The organism is Pseudonocardia xishanensis (assembly GCF_039541715.1).
Taxonomy (GTDB): domain Bacteria; phylum Actinomycetota; class Actinomycetes; order Mycobacteriales; family Pseudonocardiaceae; genus Pseudonocardia; species Pseudonocardia xishanensis.
Genome location: NZ_BAABGT010000091.1, coordinates 13,213 through 35,146 on the forward strand (window position 1 = coordinate 13,213; position 21,934 = coordinate 35,146).

Sequence of the window (21,934 nt, forward strand, 5' to 3'; positions counted from 1 at the left end):
CCGCGCGAGCCTCACCGCCCATTGTGCCTGATGGGGGTGCGGCGTCAGCTCGGCAGGTCGCGGCGCAGGGCGGCGGCGCCGCGGAGGTAGACGTGGCGCAGGTCCGACCTGGCCAGGTCGGTCTCCACGTGCGCCAGCAGCCGCAGCACCCGGGGCATCGCCCCCGGCACCGAGATCTCGACCGCGCACATCAGCGGGACGTCGGTCAGGCCGAGCAGCCGGGCCGCGTACGCGGGGAACTCCGCGGTCAGGTCCGGGGTCGCGGTGAACAGGATGGAGATGACGTCGTCGCTGGTCAGGTCGTTGCGCTTGAGCACGGCGGTGACCAGCTCGGCGGACCCTTCGAGGATCGCCTCGCGGGAGTCGTCCTCCACCTGGATCGCGCCGCGGATCGCCCTGACACTCACCGCTCTCCCTCGCTTCGCTCGCTCGGCGCTTCGGCTCGCCGTGTCGACGGTTCGCTCGCACGCTCGCTCACATACCCACCGCCTTGTAGAGCGCCCCCACCTCGTTCTGGTTGAGCGGGCGCAGCTTGCCGGGCCGCTGGTCGCCCAGCCGGACCTCGCCGATCGCCGTGCGCACCAGCCGCTGGACGGGGTAGCCCACCTCGTCCAGCAGCCGCCGGACGATGTGCTTGCGGCCCTCGTGGATCACCAGCTCCACCATCGAGCGGCCGGGCAGCGAGTCGACGACCCGGAACGAGTGCACCCGCACCGGCCCGTCCTCCAGCTCGATCCCGTCCCGCAGCCGCTTGCCGACGTCTCGCGGCACCTGCCCCAGCACCTCCGCCACGTAGGTCTTCTCGACCTCGTAGGAGGGGTGCATGAGCCGGTGGCCGAGCTCGCCGTCGTTCGTGATGAGCAGCAGGCCCTCGGTGTCCTGGTCCAGCCGCCCGACGTGGAACAGCCGCCCGGCCTGGTTGAGCAGCTCGGTGCGGTGCATCAGCAGGTCGCCGACGCAGAGCCTGCCCTGGTCGTCCGACATCGTCGAGAGCATGCCCTCGGGCTTGTTCAGCGCGAGGTAGACCTGGTCGTCCCGGATCTGGATGCGCGACCCGTCGACGTGCACGACGGCGGTCTCGGGGTCGATCCGGCGGCCCATCTCGCGCACGATCTGCCCGTCGACGGACACCCGGCCCGCCGCGATCAGGTCCTCGGAGGCGCGCCGCGAGGCCACCCCCGCCTGCGCGAGCACCTTCTGCAGCCGCACACCCGTCGGTGCGGAGTCCACCATCTCGTTGTTCCCTCTTAGAGCTCGTCGATCGCGTCGATGTCCGGCAGCAGCGGCGCCAGCGGGGGCAGGTCCTCCAGCGAGGACAGCCCCAGCCGCTCCAGGAAGAGCTCGGTGGTGCGGAACAGCGTGCCCTGCGTGGGCCCGTCCACACCGGCCTCCTCCACCAGACCGCGCGACACGAGCGTACGCAGCACGCCGTCGCAGTTCACACCCCGTACCGCCGCGACCCGCGCCCGGGTGACGGGTTGGCGGTACGCGACGACCGCGAGCGTCTCCAGCGCGGCCCGGGTCAGCTTGGCGCGCTGGCCGTCCAGCAGGAAGCGCTCGACGTACGGCGCGTAGAGGTCGCGGGTGTAGAACCGCCACCCCTCCCCGACCCGGCGCAGGTCGATCCCGCTGCCCCGTTCGCGGAAGGACTCGGCGAGGTGGCGCAGCGCCCGCTCCACCCGCGCGACGGGCTCGCCCAGGGCCGCGGCCAGCGATGCCTCGTCCGCCGGGGTGTCGACGACCAGGAGCAGGGCCTCCAGCGCGGCGGCCAGCTCGTCCTCGCGGTGCAGGACCGGCAGGCCGGGCTCGTCGACACCGGGGCCGATGGTCGACTCCGCGGGCTCCGTCTCCGAGGACGGCGCCGCGAAGGCCGCCTCGAGCGCGTCGAGGTCGGTGGGTTCCTCAGGCTGGCTCATGCTCCGGCTCGCTCGAGGTCAGGGGTCCGGGTGACCACCGTACCGTCAGCGTCCCGAAGGCCTCGGGCTGATCGACGGCGATGCTCTGCTCGCGGAACAGCTCCAGCACCGCCATGAACCGGGCGACGATCTCGATCGTCTCGGTGCAGTCCTCGATGAGCACGGCGAAGGTGGCCTCCCCCAGCTCGGCCAGCCGCTCGCGCAGGATCGCCATGTGCGCCGGGACGCTGACGTCGTGCTGGTGGACGTGGTCCACCCCCACGACCGGCGGCGGCTTGGGCCGGAACACGCTCGCGGCGAGGTCGGCGAACGACGCGGCGTCCATCCCGAGCAGCACCTCGGGCAGCAGCCCCTCGAACCGCGGCTCGAGCGAGACCGAGCGCGGGAAGCGGCGCAGTGCGGTCTTCTCCAGCTCCGCGAACAGGCTCGCGACCTGCTTGTACGCCTTGTACTGCAACAGCCGGGCGAAGAGCAGGTCCCGCGCCTCCAGCAGCGCGAGGTCGTCCTCGTCCTCCACCTCGGCGTTCGGCAGCAGCCGGGCGGCCTTGAGGTCCAGCAGGGTCGCCGCGACGACGAGGAACTCGGTGGTCTCGTCCAGGTCCGCGTCGTCCCCGAGCGCGGTCAGGTGGGCGATGAAGTCGTCCGTGACCTTGTGCAGCGCCATCTCGGTGACGTCGAGCTGGTGCTTGCCGATCAGCTGCAGCAGCAGGTCGAACGGGCCCTCGTAGTTGTGGAGCCGGACCGTGAAACGCGGCCTGACCTGCGGGGTCGTGTCGTCGGCCAGGGTCACCGGGCGATGACCTCGCGGGCCAGCATCCGGTACGCCGCGGCCCCGCTGGAGGTGGGCGCCCACGTGGTGATCGGCTCGCCGGCGACGGTCGTCTCGGGGAACCGGATCGTGCGGTTGATGACGGCGTCGAACACCAGGTCCCCGAAGGCCTCGAGGACCCGCTGGTGCACCTCGCGGGTGTGCAGCGTGCGCGAGTCGAACATCGTGGCCAGCACGCCGATCAGCTCCAGGTCCGGGTTCAGCCGGTCCTTGACCTTGTCGATCGTGTCCATCAGCAGCGCGACGCCGCGCAGCGAGAAGAACTCGCAGGCCAGCGGGATGAGCACGTTGTCGGCGCAGGCCAGGGCATTGATCGTGAGCAGGCCGAGCGAGGGCTGGCAGTCGATCAGCACGACGTCGTAGTTGCCCAGCACCCGCTTGAGCGCCCGGCCCAGCGCCTGCTCGCGCCCGACCTCGGTGACCAGCTGCACCTCGGCCGCGGAGAGGTCGATGTTGCTGGGCAGCAGGTCCATCCCGGGCACGGCGGTCTCGAGGATGACGTCCTCGGCCTCGACCCCGCGGTCCATCAGCAGGTTGTAGATCGTGGCGTCCAGCTGGTGCGGCTGCACCCCGAGCCCGACGGACAACGCGCCCTGCGGGTCGAAGTCCACGAGCAGCACCCGGCGGCCGTACTCGGCGAGCGCGGCGCCCAGGTTGATGGTCGACGTGGTCTTGCCCACCCCGCCCTTCTGGTTCGCCACCGCGATCACCCGGGCGGGCCCGTGCTCGGTCAGGGGCTCGGGTTCGGGCGCGCCGACGCGGTGCCTGCCCGCGGTCTGCAGCGGCTCCTCGACGGTCGGGTCGTAGTCGGGGCCCGGACCGTCCCCAGCGGGTGGTGTGTCCATGTGGCTCCTCATGATCTCCCTACCTGGGCCGCAGCGTAGGAACTGCAGGTCCCGGGGGCAACGCGCCACGCCCAACGGGCATGGAGCAACCTATCCCGTGAGGGTCGGCTGACTTCGGAGAGGGGATCACGGTGGCGGTTCCGGGACTTCAGGTGCCCTGGCGGCGGCGGATGGAGGGTCGGGACCCCGCGGAGTCCCACCGGGCGTCGACGCCGCTGGAGCTGTTGTTCGACCTGTGCTTCGTGGTCGCGATCGCCCAGGCCGCGGCCCAGCTGGCGCACGGGATCGAGGAGAACCACACGGTCGCGGCCCTGGTCGGGTTCGCGATGGTGTTCTTCGCGATCTGGTGGGCCTGGATGAACTTCACCTGGTTCGCCTCGGCCTACGACGTCGACGACGTCCCCTACCGCCTGCTCGTCCTGCTCCAGATGGCGGGCGCGCTGATCCTCGCGGCGGGCGTACCCGCGGCGCTGAACGACTACGACTTCACCATCGTGACGGTCGGGTACGCCGTGATGCGGATCCCGCAGGTCGCGCAGTGGCTGCGCGCCGCGCACGACCACGTCGAGGGCCGGGTCACGGCGCGCCGCTACGCCCTGGGCATCGCCGTGGTGCAGCTGGCGTGGATCGCGCGGCTGTTCGTGCCGGGGGTCGCGGGGATCGTGCTGTTCGGCGTGCTGGCGTTGGCGGAGCTGGCCGTCCCTGCCTGGGCGGAGCGGGCCCGGCCCACGAGCTGGCATCCCGAGCACATCGCCGAGCGGTACGGGCTGTTCACGATCATCGGACTGGGTGAGGTGATCCTCGCCACCACCGTGGCCTTCCAGAGCTCCATGACGACGGGCCTCTCCCTCGAGCTGATCCTGGTCGGGCTCGGCGGGCTGCTGCTGATGTTCGGCATCTGGTGGGTGTACTTCCTGGGTGGGGACGAGCACGGCTTCGACTCCGTGCGCACCGCGCTAACCTGGGGCTACGGGCACTACTTCGTCTTCGGCGCCATCGCCGCCCTCGGCGCCGGGCTGGAGGTCGCGGTGCAGGTCGCCGAGCACGACGCCCACGCGTCGCCGCTGGTCTCCGGGTTCGCGGTGGCCGTGCCCGTCGCGGTGTTCCTCGTCGTCATCTCGGTGTTGCGGCGGCTGGTGTGGCCGGCGGGGACGCTCACCCCCGCGCTCGTCGGGTGCTGTGTGGTCCTGCTGCTGCTCTGCCCACTGCTGGCGCCCGTGGCGGGGATCGGGGTGTCGGTCCTGGTCATGGGCCTGGTGCTCGCCGCCGCGCTGGCCGGGTTCCTGCGGCTGCGGCACGCGTGAGTGCCGCGAACAGCGGCGACCCGGGGCCCGAGACGCTGCGCGCCGCCCGGGTCGACGGCGCCGTCGTCGACCTCACCCTGGCAGGCGGTCTGATCACGGCGATCCGGCCGCACGAGCCCGGCCCCGGTCTCGATCTCGGGGGCCGGACGGTGGTGCCCGGACTGTGGGACAACCACGTCCACTTCGACCAGTGGGCGCTGGCCCGGCAGCGGCTCGACCTGTCCGCGGTCGGGTCCGCCGCCGAGGCCGTCGCCCTGGTGGCGGCGCGGCTGCGGACCGCGCCGCCCGCGGAGGGGGTACTGGTCGGCGCCGGGTTCCGGGACGGGCTGTGGCCGGACGCCCCGCGGCTCGACCTGCTCGACGCCGCCTCCCCCGGCGTCCGGGTGGTGCTCGTGTCCGGCGACCTGCACTGCTGCTGGCTCAACTCCGCGGCGGCGGCGCACTACGGCATCGCCCCGGAGCCGAGCGGAGTGGTCCGGGAGCAGGACTGGCACCCGATCATGGAGGACGTCCGCCGCGCCGCGGACCTGGACCGGTACGCCGCGGAGGCGGCGCGGGCGGCCGCGGCGCGCGGGGTGGTCGGGATCGTGGACTTCGAGGCCCCCTTCCCGCTCGACGCCTGGCGGTCGCGGATCGCGGCCGGGTCCCGGTCGCTGCGAGTGGTGTCGTCGGTGTGGCCGCCCGCGCTGTCGCAGGCCCTGGAGCGCGGGGCCCGGACCGGGGACGCCGTGCCGGACACCGACGGGCTGCTCACGATGGGCCCGCTGAAGATCGTGACCGACGGCTCGCTCAACACCCGGACCGCTTTCTGCGTGGACCCCTACCCCGGTCTCGAGGGCACCGCGCACCCGTGCGGGATGGTGCTGGTGGCGCCGTCGGAGCTGGTCCCGCTGCTGGAGCGGGCCACGGAGGGCGGGCTGGACGTCGCGGTGCACGCGATCGGGGACGCCGCCAACGCCTTCGTCCTGGACGCCTTCGCCGCGACCGGCGCGCGGGGCCGGGTCGAGCACGCCCAGCTGCTGCAGCACGCGGACGTGCCGCGGTTCGCCGCGCTGGGCATCGTCGCGAGCGTGCAACCCGAGCACGCCGTCGACGACCGGGACGTCGCCGACCACTACTGGGCGGGCCGGACCGGACGCGCCTTCGTGTTCCGCTCCCTGCTCGACGCGGGCGCGGCCCTGGCCCTGGGCTCGGACGCCCCCGTCGCCCCGCTGGACCCGTGGGTCGCCATCGCCGCCGCGGTCCACCGCAGCGGCGACGACCGCGCCCCCTGGCACCCGGAGCAGCAGGTCACGCTCGCCGAGGCGCTGGCCGCGTCCTGGGGCCCGGACGGCCCCCTCCGCGAAGGCCGCCGCGCGGACCTCGCGATCCTGGACGCCGACCCGGCGACCTGTACCCCGACCGGGCTCCGCGAGATGCCGGTCGCGGCGACGATGCTCGGCGGTGCCTGGACCCACCGGCTCGCCTGGCCATGATCCAGCCTCCGGGAGCGGGACGGTCGCACAGCGACCGCTCCGCTCCCGAAGGACGGATCACGCCGGGTGCGAGCGGAGGGAGTCGCCCCGCGCGCGGACCAGGTGAGCCCCCGCACGCGACAACGTTGCAGGCTGGCCTCACCATGGGTAGCTGTGTTCACCAGCCGGCGACCGGTCCGTTCGGGGCGCTATCCCCGCGCTCGTGGATGCGACGTCGCGTAGACCTCGCGGAGCGCGTCGACCGTCACGTGGGTGTAGATCTGCGTGGTCGTGACCGAGGCGTGGCCCAGGAGCTCCTGCACCACCCGGACGTCCGCGCCGCCCGCGAGCAGGTGGGTCGCGAAGCAGTGCCGCAGGGTGTGCGGGGAGACCGCGGTCGGGTCGAGGCCCGCGGCCTCGGCGGCACCGCGCAGGACGTGCCAGGCGGACTGCCGCGAGAGCCGGGCTCCGCGGGCGTTGAGGAACAGCCCGGGCGTGCCTCTGCCCCTGAGGGCCAACCCGGGCCGGGCGCGAACGAGGTAGGCGTCGACCGCGGCGAGTGCCGGGCGCCCCACCGGCACGATGCGCTGCTTGCCGCCCTTACCCCGCACCAGCACGGTGCGCTCCCCCGCGTCCAGGTCGTCGAGGTCGATCCCGATCGCCTCGGAGATCCGCGCCCCGGTGGAGTACAGCACCTCCAGCAGGGCGCGGTCCCGCAGCGCGAGCGGGCCGTCCCCGACGCAACCCGCCAACAGCTGGTCGACCTGGTCCACGGTCAGGGTCGCGGGCAGCCTGCCCGGGAGCGCCGGAGCCGTCACGGGCTTGGCGACGTCCACGGCCACCAGCCCGTCCCGCGCCGCGAACCGGTGCAGCCCGCGGACCGCGGCCAGTGCCCGCGCCGCCGAGGACGCCGCGAGCGGGACCGGCCCGCTGCGCAGCGCCGAGACGAACTCGCCGACGTCCGTCTCGCGGACGGCGGCGAGCTCGTCGAGCCCCCGCTCACGCAGGTGCAGCACGTACCGGTCGAGGTCACCTCGGTACGCGCGCACCGTGTTCGCGGAGCTGCCGCGCTCCACGGTCAGGTGCGCGAGGTAGGCCTCGACCGCACTCGCGACGCTCATGCCAGCTGCGGGATGACCTCGCGCTCGAACAGCTCGATGTCGGCGCGGTCGTAGGCGGCCTCGGGGAAGTAGAAGATCCCGTAGGTCATTCCGCGCTCCTGCATCTCCTTCAGGTTCGCCGTGACCTGCGCGGGCGTGCCGACGGCGGGCAGCCCGCGGTACGCCTTGACCTGCTGCTCGGCCTTCTCGTCCCCGACGTACGGGCGGAGCCGGTCGACCATCTTCTGCAGCTTCGCCTCCACCTCCTCCTCGGTGGGCGCGATCGCGACGTTGTAGTTCGCCGAGCGGACGATCGCCGCGAAGTCCGTGCCGACGGTCTCGCAGTGCTTCGCGAGCAGCTCGGACTTGCGGGTGAAGCCCTCCGGCGAGCCGTCGAAGTTGGTGAAGTCCGCGTACTTCGCCGCGATCTTGAGGGTGACCTTCTCGCCGCCGCCCGCGATCCACATCGGGATGCCGCCGGGCTGGATCGGGCGGGGCTGCACGATGGCCCCGTCGACCTGGTAGTGCTTCCCGTCCAGCGTCGCGACGCCCTGCTCCCAGGCCTGCTTGAAGATCTGGACGCCCTCGTCCAGCATGCCGAGCCGGTCCGGGGCGGGCGGGAAGCCGTAGCCGTAGGCGCGCCACTCGTGCTCGTACCAGCCCGCGCCGATGCCCATCTCCACCCGGCCGCCGGACACCACGTCGATGGTGGCGGCGACCTTCGCCAGGTGGGCCGGGTTGCGGTAGGCCATGCAGGTGCACATCTGGCCGAGCCGCACCCGCTCGGTGACGGCGGCGAACGCCGACATCAGCGTCCAGGCCTCGTGGGTGGGCTGGTCGGTGGGCGCGGGGACCGTGTGGAAGTGGTCGTAGACCCAGATCGACTCCCAGGGCCCGGCGTCGGCGTGCCGGGCGAGGCCCTTCATCACCGACCACTGCTCGGCGGGCTCGATGCCGACGAGATCGTGTCGCCAGCCCTGGGGAACGAAGAGACCGAAGCGCATGACGGCGAATCTACTGAGCTGCCCCCCGCCGCGCGCGGGTACCGTCGGGGAGGTGACGGAGCCCGAACCCTCGCCGCCCGAGCACCGCCCCGAGCGACCCCCGATGCGGATCGGCCACGCCGAGCGCGAGGAGTCCGCGCAGGTCCTCGCGGAGCACTTCTCCCACGGGCGGATCGACGGGGCGGAGTACGAGGAGCGGGTCACGCTGGTCTGGGCCGCCCGCACCACCGTGGACCTGGGGCCGGTGTTCGCGGACCTACCCGGCCCGCACCCCGCCGTCCTGCTGCGCCCCGAGAACAGCCCGGCCACCCCGCCGACCGGCGGCGCGATGACCCCCTACGGCCCGCCCGCGGGCCTCGCAGGCTACCCGGGCCCCGTCGGTCCCCCGGCCTGGGGCGGCCATACCGGTGCCCCCACCTACGGCGCGGCGGGGCTGCCCGCGCCGGGCTACTCCTCGGGCCTGCCCGCGTACGGCCACCCGCAGCCGTTCGATCCCGCGCCCTACGGCCGCGAGCCGGGCACCGGCGCGCCCTACTCGGACAAGTCGAAGGTCACGGCCGGCGTGCTGCAGCTGTTCCTGGGCGGCGCCGGGATCGGCCGGTTCTACACCGGGCACACCGCGATCGCGGTCGCCCAGCTCATCGTCACGCTCGTGACCTTCGGCCTCGGCGCGGTGTGGGGGTTCGTCGACGGCATCGTGATCCTCGCCAGCCGCTCCACCGACGACCGCGGCCGCCCGCTACGGCCGTAGCCGTACCCGCCCCCGGACGCACGAACGGCACTTTCGTGCGCTAGGTCCGCACAAGAGTGCCGTTTGTGCGTAGGAGAGGGGGCGGGAGGGTCAGCGGGTGCGGGCGGCGAAGTTCGTGGGGCGGTCCGGCCAGGGGCTGTCGAGGGCGCGGGTGGTGCCGTGCCCGTCCCGGACGACCTGGAGGGCCAGGACGCCCGCCACCGTCGTCGCGTTGACGATCTCCCCCCGCAGCACCATCGCGACGGCCTCGGCCAGCGGGACCCAGCGGAGCTCCAGGTCCGACTCCTCGTCGTCCCCCAGGTCGGGGCGGTCGACCCGGGTCAGCCCGCTCGCCAGGTAGACGCGGATCGACTCCTCGGAGAACCCCGGCGAGGGGACCGCGTCGACCAGCACGGACCACTCCGTGGCCCGCAGCCCGGCCTCCTCCTCCAGCTCGCGCGCGGCGGCCTCGACGGGGTCCTCCCCCGCGTGGTCGAGCAGGCCGGCGGGCATCTCCCACAGCCGTCGGCGGACGGCGTGGCGGTACTGCAGGATCAGCATCAGCCTGTCCTGGTCGTCCACGGCCGCGACCGCCACCGCGCCCGGGTGCTCGAGGATCTCCCGGGTCGCCTCCCGGCCGCCGGGCATGACGACCTGGTCCGCCCGGACGGCCATCACACGGCCCTCGTAGATGTCCTTCGACGAGGCGATCGGGAAGGTGTGCTCCCCCGGCTGCACCTCGGTCACGACGCGGCGACCTTCTTGCGAGGGGTCAGCTCGACCGGGAGCCGGTCCTCGGCGTTGTACGCCAGCGACGCCTTGACGAACGCCGCGAACAGCGGGTGCGGCCGGGTGGGCCGGGACTTGAGCTCCGGGTGCGCCTGCGTACCGACGTAGAACGGGTGCCTGTCGGCGGGCAGCTCCACGAACTCCACGAGCCTCCCGTCCGGCGAGGTCCCGCCGAACACCAGGCCCGCCTCGGCGAGCCGGCCCCGGTAGGAGTTGTTGACCTCGTAGCGGTGCCGGTGCCGCTCGGACACCTCGCGCGCGCCGTACGCCTTCGCGACGACGGTCCCCTCCCCCAGCGTGGCCGGGTACGCGCCGAGCCGCATGGTGCCGCCCATGTCCCGCTCGCCCGCGACGACGTCCAGCTGCTCGGCCATCGTCGAGATGACCGGGTGCGGGGTGCGCGGGTCGAACTCACTGGAGCTCGCGTCCTGCAGGCCCGCCAGGTTCCGCGCGGCCTCGATCACCATGCACTGCAGGCCCAGGCACAGCCCCAGGGTGGGGATGCCGCGGGTGCGGGCGTGGGTCAGGGCACCGAGCTTGCCCTCGATGCCGCGGATGCCGAACCCGCCGGGGATCAGGATCCCGTCGACGCCCTCGAGCGCCGTGGCGGCCCCCGACGGGGTCTCGCACTCGTCCGACGGGACCCAGCGGATCTCGACCTTGGCCCGGTGGGCGAACCCGCCCGCGCGCAGGGCCTCGGTGACGGAGAGGTAGGCGTCGGGAAGATCCACGTACTTGCCGACCAGCGCGATCGTGACCTTCTCGTCCGGGTTGTGGACGCGGTCGAGCAGGTCCCCCCAGACCGTCCAGTCGACGTCCCGGAAGGGCAGGCCCAGCCTGCGGACGACGTAGGCGTCGAGCGCCTCGCGGTGCAGCACGCGGGGGATGTCGTAGATCGACGGGGCGTCCGGGCAGGCCGCGACGCCGTCCAGCTCCACGTCGCACATCAGCGAGATCTTGCGCTTCATCGCCTCCGGGATCTCCCGGTCGGCACGCAGGACCAGGGCGTCCGGCTGGATGCCGATGTTGCGCAGGGCGGCGACGGAGTGCTGCGTGGGCTTGGTCTTGAGCTCGCCGCTCGGCGCGAGGTACGGCACCAGGCTCACGTGCAGGAAGAAGCAGTTGTCCCGGCCGACTTCGTGGCGCACCTGGCGCGCGGCCTCGACGAACGGCAGCGACTCGATGTCGCCGATGGTGCCGCCGACCTCGGTGATGACGACGTCCGGGACCTGCCCGTCCGCATCCGGCTCGCCCATGGCGAGAATGCGGTCCTTGATCTCGTTCGTGATGTGCGGGATGACCTGCACGGTGTCGCCGAGGTACTCGCCGCGGCGCTCCTTGGCGATGACCTCGGAGTAGACCTGGCCGGTGGTGACGTTGGCCCGGCCGTGCAGGTTCCGGTCGAGGAACCGCTCGTAGTGGCCGATGTCGAGGTCGGTCTCGGCGCCGTCCTCGGTCACGAAGACCTCACCGTGCTGGAACGGGTTCATCGTTCCGGGATCCACGTTGAGGTAGGGGTCCAGCTTCTGCATGGTGACCCGGAGACCGCGAGCCGTGAGGAGTTCCCCCAGCGACGAGGCGGTGAGGCCCTTACCCAGCGAGGAGGCGACCCCGCCGGTGACGAACAGGTGGCGAGTCGCGCGTGTCTGCACGGAATCTCAGCCTACGCCGGCCACCACCCGGACCGCCCGCAACCCCCGCGTCTCCGCGAGTCCCCCACTCCCGACGCGCGAGTCCCACCCCACCGCGCGCGAGTCCGACGCCACGGCGCCTGAGTCGGACGCCCTGCGAGCCCGCTCAGGTCGTGGGGACGGCGCCGTTGCTCGCGGTGCGGTCGGTGCCGTAGCTTCCCGCCTTGCCGTCCAGCTGCTCCTTGAGCGCCAGGACGGTCGCGACGCGCCCGGTGCCGGTCTGCACGTCGTCCACCGTGGACAGGCCCGCGGTGGCCGCACCCGCGGCGCGCGCCACCCCGATCGGCCCGGTCGCCGAGGCCGAGCCGTCGCGGCCCGCGAGGACCGCGCCCGATCCGGCCCGGTCCAGCTGTGCGGCCAGCCGGGCGAGGACGGCGGCCGAGTCACCGGCGTCGGCACCCTGCTGGGCGCCCCCCGTCAGCACGACGATCAGGTCGGCAGGCCCCGGCGCGGTCCCGGGCTGGACGAACCCGGCGTCGGCGAGGCCCTTCCACACCGCACCCGACTGGTCGGCGGTGGCGGCGTTCTTCGTGGTCATCACGCTGCCGAGCAGGCCGCCCGCGAGGCTTCCGGTGTCCGAGGCGGCGGGCAGCTGGGCGCCGGCGGGTAGCAGCCGGGCGGCGAGCTCGTTGAGCTGGTCCGCCCGTGCCGGGTCGCCGACGGCGTCGGTGAGCGTGATCGAGCCCGTCACCGTGCCGCCCGCCTGGCCGACGAGCCGGATCACCGACTCCTGGTCGGTCTGGTCCCCACCGGCCTGCACGAGCGCGACGCTCCGGCCCGACAGCAGCCCGGCGACGGCGGCGGGCCCGACCCGCGCGGCGAACTGGTCCGCCGCGGCCTGCTGGTCCAGCAGCCCGTCGCGCTGCGCGGTCAGGGTGTCGACCTGGGTGGACAGCGAGTCCCGGTCCGTCGAGACGGCCGAGAGCAGCCGGTCCGACAGCCCGCTCGCCCCGAGCACCACGCCCACCGCGAGCGCCAGGAACACCGCCGCGATCGAGATCGCGTGGTAGCGCAACGAGATCACCGGCCGAACCAGCCTCGGACCGTCTCGAACAGGGCGTTCCAGGTGGTGGTGACCCAGGTGAGCACGGCGTCGCCCGCCTGGGACATCAGCAGCGCCGCGACGACCGCGACCAGCGCCGCACCGATGAGCAGCAGCAGCGCGCCGGTGGAGATCCGGCTGCGGTAGAGCTGCGCGATCACCCGCCCGTCGACGACCGTGCCGCCGACCTGCAGCCGGGTCAGGAACGTCGAGGCGTTGCTGCCCGAGCGACCGCGGTCGAGGAACTCGGCCATGGTCGCGGACAGCCCGACGGTGACGATCATCGACGCCCCGTGGTGGTGCGCCAGCAGCAGCGCCAGGTCCTCGGGGTTCGCGCTCGACGGGAAGGTCACCGCGCTGGCGCCGAGGTCCTGGACCTTGTGCAGGCCGGGCGCGTGCCCGTCCGCGAACGCCGGCACGACGACGTCCGCGCCGCAGGTCAGCGCCTCGTCCGAGACATCCGACGGATCCCCGACGATGAGGTGCGGGGTGTGCCCGACGGCCCGCAGCGCGTCCGCCCCGGCCCCCACCCCGACCAGCACCGGCTGGTACTCGCGGATGAAGTGGGCGAGCTTCTTGAGCTCCCTGACGTGGTCGAACCCGGCCGCCACGACGAGCACCTGCCGGTTCTCCAGCACGACGTCGACGTCCGGGACGCCGTAGCCGTCGAGCACCAGTGCGCGCTCCTGGCGCATGAACTCGGTGGTGTTGGCCGCGAACGCCTCGAGCTGGTGGGTCAGCCCGGCCTTGGCCTCGACCAGCGCGTCCGCGACCGAGTCGGTCGTCTGCGCGGTGCCGCGGCCCAGCTCCAGCTCGCCCGCGTACACGACCCCGTCGTGGATGCGGATGCGCGCGCCATCCTTGACCGCGTGCAGGATGTCCGGCCCGCAGTCGTCCACCAGCGGGACACCGGCGGCCATGAGGGCCTCGGGGCCGAGGTTCGGGAACCGCCCGGAGATCGACGGAGCCGCGTTGACGACGGCCGCGACCTCCGCGCCGATCAACGCGTCGGCGGTGGTGCGGTCCATGTCGATCTGGTCGAGTACGGCGACGTCGCCCGGCTTGAGCCGCTTGAGCAGGGCGTCCGTCCGCTTGTCGACGCGCGCGGTCCCGGCGAGCCCGGGCAGCTCGGGTCGCGAGCGGTGCAGCAGGCCGGAGAGCTTCATGCCGGGCACGATGACACCGGCGCCGGACGGATCGGTGAAGGCGCGCCGCAGCGTGACCGCCCCGTCACCCACTCCCGCGAGCCCCACACCACCGCACCCGAGGCCCGCCGTCAGCTGCGGGCGCGGCGCTTCCTCGGTGCCGCCCGGTCCTCGTCCCGGTGCTTGCGGGCCGCGCCGAGCAGCTCCTCCGCATGCGCCCGGCCGGTGTCGGTGTCGTCCAGCCCCGCCAACATCCGCGCCAGCTCGACGATCCGGTCCGACTCCGGCAGCGTGCGCACGCTGGACCGGGTGATCCCCTCCCCGCGCTTCTTCTGCACGACGAGGTGCCGGTCCGCGTAGGCCGCGACCTGCGGCAGGTGCGTGACCACGATGACCTGGTGGCGCTGGGCGAGCCGGGCCAGCCTGCGCCCGATCTCCACCGCCGCCCGGCCGCCGACGCCGGCGTCCACTTCGTCGAACACCATGGTGGGCACCGGGTCCGAGCCCGCGAGCGCGACCTCCAGCGCCAGCATGACCCGGGACAGCTCGCCGCCGGACGCGCCCTTGTGCAGGGGCTGGGGCGCCGAGCCGGGGTGCGGGACCAACCGCAGCTCCACCTCGTCCACGCCGTCCGCCCCCGCCACGAGCAGCTGCCCGGCGACCTCCACCGAGTCCGCGGCGTCCGCTCCGGAAGCGGTCCGCGGCAGCACCGCGACGTGCAGCTCGGCGTCCTTCATCGCAAGCCCGCCCAGCTCGGCGGTGGTGTCCTCCGCCAGCCGCTCCGCGGCCTCGGCGCGCGCCGCGGAGACGGCGGCGGCGTGCTCGGCGAGGTCCACGGCCAGCGCGTCCCGCCGGGCGGCGAGGGCGGCCAGCGCCTCGTCCGAGGTGTCCAGGCCCGCCAGCCGCACCGACGCCTCCGAGGCCCACTCGAGCACCCCGTCGACGTCCGCCGCGTACTTCCTGGTCAGCGCCTTGAGCTCGGCCTGCCGGGAGAGCACCGCGCCGAGCCGCTCGGGATCGGCGTCCAACCGGTCGAGGTAGCCGGTCAGCTCTCCCGCGACGTCCGCCAGGATCGCCAGCGCCTCCTCGAGCCGCGGGTCGAGCGCACTCAGCGCGGCGTCCCCGGAGGACTGCAGCCGGTTGCGCGCCTCGCCGACCAGTCCGACCGAGCCGGGGTTCTCGCCGTCGTCCGACCCGGCGAGCAGGGCCTGCGCGACGCCCGCGGCCTCCCGCAGATCGTCCGCCGCCGCCAGCCGCTTGGCCTCCTCGACCAGCTCGCCGTCCTCACCGGGCTCCGGGGCGACCGCCTCGATCTCGGCCAGCCCGTGCCGCAGCATGTCCGCCTCCTGGGCCAGCCGCCGGGCCCCGTCCCGCCGCTCGACGAGCTCGGCGGACACGGCCTGCCACTCCGCACGGGTCTCCCGGTACGCGGCCAGCGGCTTGCCCACGGCGTCCCCGGCGAACCGGTCCAGCAGCGCACGCTGGTCCGCCGGTCGGAGCAACCGGAGTTGGTCGTTCTGGCCGTGGACGGCCAACGACGCCTCCGCGAGCCTGCCCAGCACCCCCACCGGGACGGACCGCCCGCCCAGGTGCGCGCGGGACCGCCCGTCCGCGGAGACGGTGCGGACCGCGATCAGCGTGCCGTCCTCGTCCGCCTCGGCCCCGACCTCCTCGGCCAGCTCCAGAGCACCCGGCCCGGCGCCGGAGAAGCGCCCCTCGACCACCGCCTTGGCGGCGGAGACCCGCGACGCCTCGGCCCGCCCGCCGCCCAGCAGCGACAGACCGGTGACCACCATCGTCTTGCCCGCGCCCGTCTCGCCCGTGAGCACGGTGAGGCCCGGGTCCAGCTCCAGCGTGGCGTCGTCGATCACGCCGAGGCCCTGGATGCGCATCTCGGCCAGCATGGGCCGCACGATACGACGCCCGACCGACAGATCCCCACCGCGCCGCGCCGCCCTGTGGACGAACGGGCGTTCGAATCAGTCGGACGGGGCGTCCGGCGCTCCCCGCCAGCCGAGCACGGGGAGGTCGAACTTGCGGACGAGCCGGTCGGCGAAGGGCTGTCCGTCCAGCCGCATCATCCGCACCGGCTCGTGGCCGCGGCGGATCTCCACCCGGGCGCCGGGCGGCACGTCGATGACCCGACGGCCGTCGCAGTCCAGCACGGCGGGCGGCCCCGTCGCGTCGATCTCCACGGCGATCTCGCTGTTCGGCCCCACCACCAACGGCCGGGCGAACAGCGCGTGCGCGTTCGACGGCACGACGAGCATCGCCTCCACCTGCGGCCAGATCAGCGGGCCGCCCGCCGAGAACGCGTACGCCGTCGAGCCGGTCGGGGTGGAGCAGATGACGCCGTCGCAGCCGAAGCTGGACACCGGCCGCCCGTCGATCTCCAGCATCACCTCGAGGATCCGCTCACGGGTGCTCTTCTCCACGCAGGCCTCGTTCAGCGCCCACGTCCGCTCGAGGACGCGGCCCTGGTGGCGGACCAGCGCGTCCACCGTCATCCGCTCCTCGACCTGGTACTTCCCGGCGACGATCGCGTCCAGCGCCTCGCCGAGGGACTCCTGCTCGGCCTCGGCCAGGAACCCGACCCGCCCGAGGTTGACCCCCAGCAGCGGCACCTTCGCGGGCCGGGCGAGGTCCGCGGCGCGCAGCAGCGTGCCGTCCCCACCGAGGACGAGGACCGCCTCGGTCTCCGCGGCGCAGGCGGGCGTCCCGTCGACGACGACCGGCCGCAGCTCCGGAGGCAGGTCGTGGCCGTTGCCGACCTCCGCCCACTCGTCCGCCAGCACGCGCAGCCGGATGCCGTCCTTGGCCAGCCGGTCCGCGACGCGCGCCGCGACCCGCCGGTTGGTCGCGCGGCCCGCGTGCAACACGACCAGCAGCTCCCTCATGCGGGCCCCTCCTCGACGGCGGTGGCCAACGCCCCGTCCCCGACGTCCGTCCCGGCTCCGAGCCGCAGGAAGAACTCCACGTTCCCCGACGGCCCCGGCAGCGGGCTCGCGACCGCCCCCAACACGGCCAACCCCAGCCCGCGGGCGGCGTCGGCGACCTCGGTCAACGCGGCCAGCCGCAGCGCCGGGTCCCGCACGACCCCGCCCGACCCGAGCCGCTCCCTACCCACCTCGAACTGCGGCTTCACCATCGGCAGCAGCGTCCCCGCGGTGCACGCCGCGAGCGCGGGCAGCACCGTGCGCAGGGAGATGAACGACAGGTCCGCCACGGTCAGGTCGACGGTGCCGCCGATCTGCCCGGGCTCCAGCGCGCGGACGTTCGTGCGGTCGTGCACCTGCACCCGCGGGTCGTTCTGCAGCCGCCAGATCAGCTGCCCGTACCCGACGTCCGCCGCCACCACCTCGCGAGCCCCGCGGCTGAGCAGCACGTCGGTGAACCCCCCGGTGGACGCGCCCGCGTCCAGACAACGCAGACCCGCGGGATCGACCCCGAACGCGTCCAGCGCCCCGATCAGCTTGTGCGCACCGCGCGAGGCCCACTCCGGCTCGCCCGTCTCCGCGACGACGACGGGCGCGCTGCGCTCCACCTGCGAAGCCGCCTTCCGGGCGGGCATCCCGTTGACGGACACCAGCCCCGCGCCGATCAGCTCGGCCGCGTGCTGACGCGAGCGGGCGAGCTTGCGCCGCACGAGCTCGGCGTCCAGCCGGGCGCGCGTGGTCACGAGCCCGCGGTGAGGGCGGCGCCGAGCGCGGTGTGCACGCGTTCGAACGCCGCGACGTGCTCGGCGGCGGGCCGGTCGGCCACCGCGTCGAGCGCGGTGAGGGCGGCCTCCACGTCGGCACGCACGGCCTCGAGGGGCCGGGCGGCGGGCGGTCGGGGGTCGCCCGGGACGGGTGCGGTCATCGGCGGGTGCTCCAGCGGGACGGGGTGATCGCCACGGTAGCTCAGGCCAGGCCGAGGCTGTCGAGGGCGTGACGCGCGGCGTCCCCCTCGCCCCGGACGGTCGCCGGGCCCCCGCCCGCCGACCAGTGCGCGGCGCAGAGGGCCCGCAGCGCCGCGATCGGCTCGCCGTCGCCGGTGAGGACCCCCTCGCGCACGGTCCACCCGTCCGTCCCCGGGTCCTGGGTGAGGACGCCCAGGTCGGCGCCGATGTAGGTCGGGCGCAGCTCCGGAGCGGCCTCGAGGGCCTCCCGCGCGGTGGACACGCCGGTGAGCACGAGCAGCGTCGGGAGGCCCGCCGCGTTGCCGCCCTCGATGTCGGTGTCCAGCCGGTCCCCGATCACCAGCGGGCGCTCGGCGCCCACCGCGGCCTGGCTGAGCAGGGTGGGAGCGGGCTTGCCCGCGACCTGCGGCTCCAGCCCGGTCGCGATGCGGACCACGCCGACCATCGACCCGTTACCGGGCATGGGGCCGCGCTCGGTGGGCAGGGTCGGGTCGATGTTCGTGGCCACCCAGACCGCGCCCGCGCGGATCGCGAGGGTCGCCTCGGCGAGCTGCCGCCAGCCGGTGTCGGGCGAGTGGCCGTGGATGACGGCGTCCGCGCCCGCGGCCGTGTCGATGGGGGTCAGGCCGCGCTGCGCGACCTCGTCCCGCAACGCGTCCGTGCCCAGGACCAGCACCTTCGCCCCGGCGGGCAGCTGTTCGGCCAGCAGCGAGGCGCCCGCCTGGGAGCTGGTCCGGACGTCCTCGGTGGCCGCCGGGAACCCCAGCTCGCTCAGGTGGGCGGCCACGTCCGCGGGACGGCGGGACGCGTTGTTGGTCACGTACGCGGTACGCACGCCCCGCTGCGCCGCCCCCGTGATCGCCGCGACGGCGCCGGGGACGGCCTCCCTCCCGGCGTAGAGGGTGCCGTCGAGGTCGGCGAGCAGCAGGTCGAAGCCGGAGAGGAGATCGCTCACGAGGAGCGATTCTCCTCCTCGTCCGCGGGCCAGGTGTCGACGGGCGGGAGGGGGTCGCCGTCCTCGTCCGGCTCGGCCGTGGGAGAAGGCGCCGCAGCACGCCCGTCCGCCGTGGTCTCGGCGACCGGCTCGTCCACCACCGCGGTGTCGTCGACCTCGGCGGCTTCGACGTCCGCGGCGACCTCCGCGACCTCGGTGTCGTCGACCTCAGCCACCTCAGCCGCCTCAGCCGCCTCAGCGACCGGGGTGGTCGGCTCGGCGATCTCGGCATCGCTGACCGCGACGGCCGTGTCGGACTCAGCCGCCACGGTGTCGGACTCGCGGGGCTCGGTGTCGGACTCGCGGGGCTCGGTGTCGGACTCGCGGGCCTTCGCGGCGGTGTCCTCAAGGACGGCGGGGCGGGTCCGGCTGACCGCGCCGACGAGCTCGCCGTCGTCTTCGTAGACGTCGCCGATGACGAGGTCGTCCTCGTCGTCGAAGTCCTCGCCCGTCAGCTCGGCGAGCCGACGGCGGGCGTCGGTCTCCACCTCCACGTCCGCGTCGACCGCGTGCGCGAACCACTGCACGGCGTCCGACTCGCGGCCCGCGGCGAGCAGGTTGTCCGCGTAGGCGTAGAAGAGCCGCCCGCTCCACGGGTCCCGCTTCTTCGGGTCGAGGTCCGGGCCCTGCAGCCCGACGACGGCGGCGTCGATCTCCCCGAGATCCCGCCGCGCCCCCGCGGCCACGATGGCGAGCTCGACGCGCTCGGCGTGCCCCAGCTCCTTGGCCTCGGGGCTGCGGGCGAGCTCGAGTGCCCGCTCCGGACGCTCCAGCGCCCGCTCGATGTCGGCCATCACGGCCAGGTGCCCGGGACCGCCACCCATCCGACGGGCGGCGCGCAGCTCACCGAGAGCCTCGCTCCACTCCCCCGCGTGGTAGGCCGCGATACCCGCGGCCTCCCGCACCAGCGCGATGCGCGAGGCGCGCTTGCGGGCGTAGCGGGCGTGCTCGAGAGCCTGCTCGGGATCCTCGTCCACCAACATCCCGGCCGCGACGAGGTGCAGCGCGACGAGGTCCGCGGTCTCCTTCTGGAGCCCCCGCAGGTCCCGCCGGACGTCGGTGTCGAGCGCGGACGCCCGCACCCCCTCCGGCAGCTCGGGCTCGGCCATGAACGGCGTCTGCACGCCCTCGGCCGCGCCTGCGGGCCGGCGATCCCGGTCGTCCCGGAACCCACGGGAGTCCCGTGCGCCCCGCGAGTCGCGCCCGGGACGGCCGTCCGCCCGACGGTCCCGGTCGAGAGACCGCCCGCGCGGACGGTCGTCGTCCCGCCGGGCGGGGCGCCGCTCGAACCGGTCGCCGCGATCCCGGGACGGCGCCCGGTCGGCGCCGCCGGATCGCTGGGCCTCCGCGTCGGTGAGCCGCTCCGCCCCGGTGTCCTCCGACGTCGGCTCGGCGGCCGCACCGGGTCCGGCCACGGGTACTGCACGGTCGACGACCTGGGCCGACTCGGCGGGCCCGTCCTGAGCGGACGGGGACGCTGCGGCCTCGTCCGGGGCGCTCTCCGGCTCCCAGACGGCCTCCACCTCGCGTGGTGCGTCGCCGTGGTCGCGGAACGAGCGCCGGTCGTCGTCGGACTCGCGCATGGGGCGACGGTCGTCGCGGTCACGCGTCGGGCGACCGTCCTCCGAGGCCCGAGGACGCCGTCGGTCGTCGCGCTCGCGGCTCGGGCGCCGGTCGTCGCGGTCCGGGCGCTGGTCACGGCGGTCACGAGCCGGGCCACGGTCCTCCCGGTCGCGGGACGGACGCCGGTCGTCGCGGTCGCGGGTGAAGCCGGAGCGGGGGGAACCGGCGCTCTCGGGGCGGCGCGGTGCGCGGTCGTCGCGCGACCCCGCGCCATAGCCGCCGCTGCGACGATCGTCGCTGCCGGAACCACGCGCGGAGCGGTCGCCGAAGGACCGTCCGCGGTCGTCCCCACGCGACCCCTTGTCGTCCCGGTAGCCGCCGCGCGAGCCCCCCTCGGAGCCGCGGTAGCCGCCGCGGGAACCGGAGTCGTCGCGGCGGTAGCTGCTCGAACCTCGATCGTCGGAACGGTACCCACCGCGCGAACCCCGGTCGTCCGAGCCGTTGCCGCGGTAGCCGCCGCGCGAGTCCGCGTCGCCGCCGCGGTAACCGCCACGGGCACCACTGTCGCGGTCGGCCCCCCGGTAGCCGCCACGCGAGCCGCGGTCCTCCGAGCCGTACCCGCCGCGCGAGCCACGGTCATCCGAGCGGGAGCCGCTGTAGCCGCGCGACTCGCGGTCGCCGCGGTACCCAGCGCGGGCGCCGCTGTCACCACCGCGGTAGCCGCGGTCGGAGCCGCTGCGCGGGGACCGGTCGTCTCCACCGCGGCGGTCGTCGCGGTAGCCGCCCCGCCGATCGTCGGACGGACGGTCGTTGCGGGCGGGCCGATCGTCGCGGCCCCGGTAGCCGCGGTCGTCCCCGCCGCCGGAGCGGGCACCGCGGTCCTCGGAGCGGAACCCGGCGCCGCGGCGGTCGTCGCGGGAGCCGCCGACAGCGCCCTTGCGGTCATCCCGCCGGTACCCGCCGGAGCGGTCGTCGCGGGTGCGGTCGTTCGACGGCCCACCTCGACGCGGGCGGTCGTCCTTGCCCCAACGGTCGACGTAGACCTTCTTGCTGGGCTCGCTGCGCCCACCACGGGGGCGGTCGTCACGCGAGTCGCGGGAGTCGGAGCGGCGGTCGTCACGCCCTCGGCCCTGGCGGTCTCCCCAGCCGTTGCCGACGCGACCGTCCTGTCGACGGTCGTCGCGTCCTCGGGACTCGCGGCGATCGCCGGAGCCCGACTTGTCATCCCGATCAGTCACTCTTCAATTCCGATTCTGTCGCGTCGCGGCCGTGATCGCGCTGCATATCTCAACCGCGATTCCCAGCCTCAGAGAAAACACAAAAAAGGGCGCCCCCACCACCCGGTGGGGACGCCCTTCGATGTTTGATGTCGGCGGCGACCTACTCTCCCACACCCTGGCGAGTGCAGTACCATCGGCGCTGGAGGGCTTAGCTTCCGGGTTCGGGATGGGACCGGGCGTTCCCCCTCCGCCATAACCACCGACAACACTATCGAATTGTCCCCCGACAAGACGCCGGAGATCGAACACGCAACCGACACGAACCCTCCGGAGAGGATCGTGATGGTTGTGTGCTCAGGGTCACACAGTGGATGCGAACAACATGTTGTGGCAAGCCCTCGGCCTAT

At 74.2% G+C, this 21,934-nt stretch carries 21 protein-coding genes and 1 rRNA gene; 4 read left to right on the top strand and 18 right to left on the bottom strand.

Annotated elements, in window-relative coordinates:
• Nucleotides 1-44: 44 nt before the first annotated feature.
• The 5 genes from aroH to ABD993_RS27700 all read right to left on the bottom strand — a co-directional run bounded on the left by aroH (nucleotide 45) and on the right by ABD993_RS27700 (nucleotide 3,590).
• Nucleotides 45-407, bottom strand: coding sequence for a chorismate mutase (gene aroH / locus ABD993_RS27680; protein ID WP_345424734.1), 363 nt, complete (start codon nucleotides 405-407; stop codon nucleotides 45-47).
• A 67-nt stretch (nucleotides 408-474) separates the two neighbouring features.
• Nucleotides 475-1,233 (bottom strand): pseudouridine synthase, encoded by a 759-nt coding sequence (locus ABD993_RS27685; protein WP_345424737.1) that lies wholly within the window; start codon nucleotides 1,231-1,233, stop codon nucleotides 475-477.
• Nucleotides 1,234-1,247: 14 nt separating this feature from the next.
• Entirely contained in the window at nucleotides 1,248-1,916 is a 669-nt protein-coding gene (gene scpB / locus ABD993_RS27690) for an SMC-Scp complex subunit ScpB (protein ID WP_345424739.1), read from the bottom strand.
• Nucleotides 1,903-2,706: a segregation and condensation protein A gene (locus ABD993_RS27695; protein ID WP_345424742.1), complete on the bottom strand. Its 804-nt coding sequence runs from the start codon at nucleotides 2,704-2,706 to the stop codon at nucleotides 1,903-1,905. Before ABD993_RS27695 ends, scpB begins: the two co-directional genes overlap by 14 nt.
• Nucleotides 2,703-3,590, bottom strand: a complete 888-nt coding sequence (locus ABD993_RS27700) for a ParA family protein (RefSeq protein WP_345424745.1) — start codon at nucleotides 3,588-3,590, stop codon at nucleotides 2,703-2,705. Before ABD993_RS27700 ends, ABD993_RS27695 begins: the two co-directional genes overlap by 4 nt.
• A gap of 131 nt (nucleotides 3,591-3,721) precedes the next feature.
• Between ABD993_RS27700 and ABD993_RS27705 the strand changes: the two genes are divergently transcribed.
• Both ABD993_RS27705 and ABD993_RS27710 read left to right on the top strand, forming a co-directional pair.
• Complete coding sequence (locus ABD993_RS27705) at nucleotides 3,722-4,894, top strand: low temperature requirement protein A (RefSeq protein WP_345424748.1); 1,173 nt, start codon at nucleotides 3,722-3,724, stop codon at nucleotides 4,892-4,894.
• Entirely contained in the window at nucleotides 4,891-6,369 is a 1,479-nt protein-coding gene (locus ABD993_RS27710; RefSeq protein WP_345424751.1) for an amidohydrolase, read from the top strand. The genes ABD993_RS27705 and ABD993_RS27710 overlap by 4 nt, the downstream gene beginning before the upstream one ends.
• Before the next feature lie 188 nt (nucleotides 6,370-6,557).
• Here the strand turns inward: ABD993_RS27710 and ABD993_RS27715 are convergent, their stop codons facing one another.
• Nucleotides 6,558-7,469: a site-specific tyrosine recombinase XerD gene (locus ABD993_RS27715; RefSeq protein WP_345424754.1), complete on the bottom strand. Its 912-nt coding sequence runs from the start codon at nucleotides 7,467-7,469 to the stop codon at nucleotides 6,558-6,560.
• Nucleotides 7,466-8,452: an LLM class F420-dependent oxidoreductase gene (locus ABD993_RS27720; RefSeq protein WP_345424757.1), complete on the bottom strand. Its 987-nt coding sequence runs from the start codon at nucleotides 8,450-8,452 to the stop codon at nucleotides 7,466-7,468. The genes ABD993_RS27715 and ABD993_RS27720 overlap by 4 nt, the downstream gene beginning before the upstream one ends.
• A 52-nt stretch (nucleotides 8,453-8,504) precedes the next feature.
• On the opposite strand from ABD993_RS27720, the gene ABD993_RS27725 reads away from it, so the two are divergent.
• A complete protein-coding gene (locus tag ABD993_RS27725; protein ID WP_345424759.1) occupies nucleotides 8,505-9,203 on the top strand; it encodes a DUF1707 domain-containing protein in 699 nt (232 codons plus the stop codon).
• A 90-nt stretch (nucleotides 9,204-9,293) separates the two neighbouring features.
• On the opposite strand, the gene ABD993_RS27730 is transcribed toward ABD993_RS27725, so the two are convergent.
• The 10 genes from ABD993_RS27730 to ABD993_RS27775 all read right to left on the bottom strand — a co-directional run bounded on the left by ABD993_RS27730 (nucleotide 9,294) and on the right by ABD993_RS27775 (nucleotide 20,327).
• Nucleotides 9,294-9,857, bottom strand: a complete 564-nt coding sequence (locus tag ABD993_RS27730) for an NUDIX domain-containing protein (protein ID WP_345424798.1) — start codon at nucleotides 9,855-9,857, stop codon at nucleotides 9,294-9,296.
• Nucleotides 9,858-9,925: 68 nt separating this feature from the next.
• Nucleotides 9,926-11,623, bottom strand: a complete 1,698-nt coding sequence (gene pyrG, locus ABD993_RS27735) for a CTP synthase (RefSeq protein WP_345424762.1) — start codon at nucleotides 11,621-11,623, stop codon at nucleotides 9,926-9,928.
• A gap of 145 nt (nucleotides 11,624-11,768) precedes the next feature.
• Nucleotides 11,769-12,686 carry a copper transporter gene (locus ABD993_RS27740; RefSeq protein WP_345424765.1) on the bottom strand — a complete coding sequence of 306 codons (918 nt, stop codon included), beginning with the start codon at nucleotides 12,684-12,686 and terminating at the stop codon, nucleotides 11,769-11,771.
• On the bottom strand, nucleotides 12,683-13,870 hold the full coding sequence (steA, locus tag ABD993_RS27745; protein WP_345424801.1) for a putative cytokinetic ring protein SteA: 1,188 nt from the start codon (nucleotides 13,868-13,870) through the stop codon (nucleotides 12,683-12,685). The genes ABD993_RS27740 and steA overlap by 4 nt, the downstream gene beginning before the upstream one ends.
• A gap of 110 nt (nucleotides 13,871-13,980) precedes the next feature.
• On the bottom strand, nucleotides 13,981-15,753 hold the full coding sequence (gene recN, locus ABD993_RS27750) for a DNA repair protein RecN (RefSeq protein WP_345424768.1): 1,773 nt from the start codon (nucleotides 15,751-15,753) through the stop codon (nucleotides 13,981-13,983).
• 75 nt (nucleotides 15,754-15,828) lie between these two features.
• Nucleotides 15,829-16,746, bottom strand: coding sequence for an NAD kinase (locus ABD993_RS27755; RefSeq protein WP_345424771.1), 918 nt, complete (start codon nucleotides 16,744-16,746; stop codon nucleotides 15,829-15,831).
• Entirely contained in the window at nucleotides 16,743-17,528 is a 786-nt protein-coding gene (locus tag ABD993_RS27760) for a TlyA family RNA methyltransferase (protein ID WP_345424774.1), read from the bottom strand. Before ABD993_RS27760 ends, ABD993_RS27755 begins: the two co-directional genes overlap by 4 nt.
• A complete protein-coding gene (locus tag ABD993_RS27765) occupies nucleotides 17,525-17,710 on the bottom strand; it encodes a hypothetical protein (protein ID WP_345424777.1) in 186 nt (61 codons plus the stop codon). Before ABD993_RS27765 ends, ABD993_RS27760 begins: the two co-directional genes overlap by 4 nt.
• A gap of 41 nt (nucleotides 17,711-17,751) precedes the next feature.
• On the bottom strand, nucleotides 17,752-18,705 hold the full coding sequence (locus ABD993_RS27770) for an HAD hydrolase-like protein (RefSeq protein WP_345424780.1): 954 nt from the start codon (nucleotides 18,703-18,705) through the stop codon (nucleotides 17,752-17,754).
• Nucleotides 18,702-20,327 (bottom strand): tetratricopeptide repeat protein, encoded by a 1,626-nt coding sequence (locus ABD993_RS27775; RefSeq protein ID WP_345424783.1) that lies wholly within the window; start codon nucleotides 20,325-20,327, stop codon nucleotides 18,702-18,704. Before ABD993_RS27775 ends, ABD993_RS27770 begins: the two co-directional genes overlap by 4 nt.
• Between ABD993_RS27775 and ABD993_RS27780 the strand changes: the two genes are divergently transcribed.
• Nucleotides 20,286-21,674 carry a hypothetical protein gene (locus ABD993_RS27780; RefSeq protein WP_345424786.1) on the top strand — a complete coding sequence of 463 codons (1,389 nt, stop codon included), beginning with the start codon at nucleotides 20,286-20,288 and terminating at the stop codon, nucleotides 21,672-21,674. The genes ABD993_RS27775 and ABD993_RS27780 overlap by 42 nt on opposite strands.
• On the opposite strand, the gene rrf is transcribed toward ABD993_RS27780, so the two are convergent.
• A 5S ribosomal RNA gene (gene rrf, locus ABD993_RS27785) occupies nucleotides 21,675-21,791 on the bottom strand.
• Nucleotides 21,792-21,934 lie beyond the last annotated feature (143 nt).

What these genes read in the sequence shown, in the direction of transcription:
- ABD993_RS27765 (WP_345424777.1), bottom strand. Translation starts at nt 17,710, where the DNA reads ATGACCGCACCCGTCCCGGGCGACCCCCGACCGCCCGCCGCCCGGCCC.
- ABD993_RS27755 (WP_345424771.1), bottom strand. Translation starts at nt 16,746, where the DNA reads ATGAGGGAGCTGCTGGTCGTGTTGCACGCGGGCCGCGCGACCAACCGG.
- ABD993_RS27700 (WP_345424745.1), bottom strand. Translation starts at nt 3,590, where the DNA reads ATGGACACACCACCCGCTGGGGACGGTCCGGGCCCCGACTACGACCCG.
- ABD993_RS27720 (WP_345424757.1), bottom strand. Translation starts at nt 8,452, where the DNA reads ATGCGCTTCGGTCTCTTCGTTCCCCAGGGCTGGCGACACGATCTCGTC.
- ABD993_RS27685 (WP_345424737.1), bottom strand. Translation starts at nt 1,233, where the DNA reads ATGGTGGACTCCGCACCGACGGGTGTGCGGCTGCAGAAGGTGCTCGCG.
- recN (WP_345424768.1), bottom strand. Translation starts at nt 15,753, where the DNA reads ATGCTGGCCGAGATGCGCATCCAGGGCCTCGGCGTGATCGACGACGCC.
- ABD993_RS27730 (WP_345424798.1), bottom strand. Translation starts at nt 9,857, where the DNA reads ATGGCCGTCCGGGCGGACCAGGTCGTCATGCCCGGCGGCCGGGAGGCG.
- scpB (WP_345424739.1), bottom strand. Translation starts at nt 1,916, where the DNA reads ATGAGCCAGCCTGAGGAACCCACCGACCTCGACGCGCTCGAGGCGGCC.
- ABD993_RS27715 (WP_345424754.1), bottom strand. Translation starts at nt 7,469, where the DNA reads ATGAGCGTCGCGAGTGCGGTCGAGGCCTACCTCGCGCACCTGACCGTG.
- ABD993_RS27775 (WP_345424783.1), bottom strand. Translation starts at nt 20,327, where the DNA reads ATGCGCGAGTCCGACGACGACCGGCGCTCGTTCCGCGACCACGGCGAC.
- steA (WP_345424801.1), bottom strand. Translation starts at nt 13,870, where the DNA reads ATGAAGCTCTCCGGCCTGCTGCACCGCTCGCGACCCGAGCTGCCCGGG.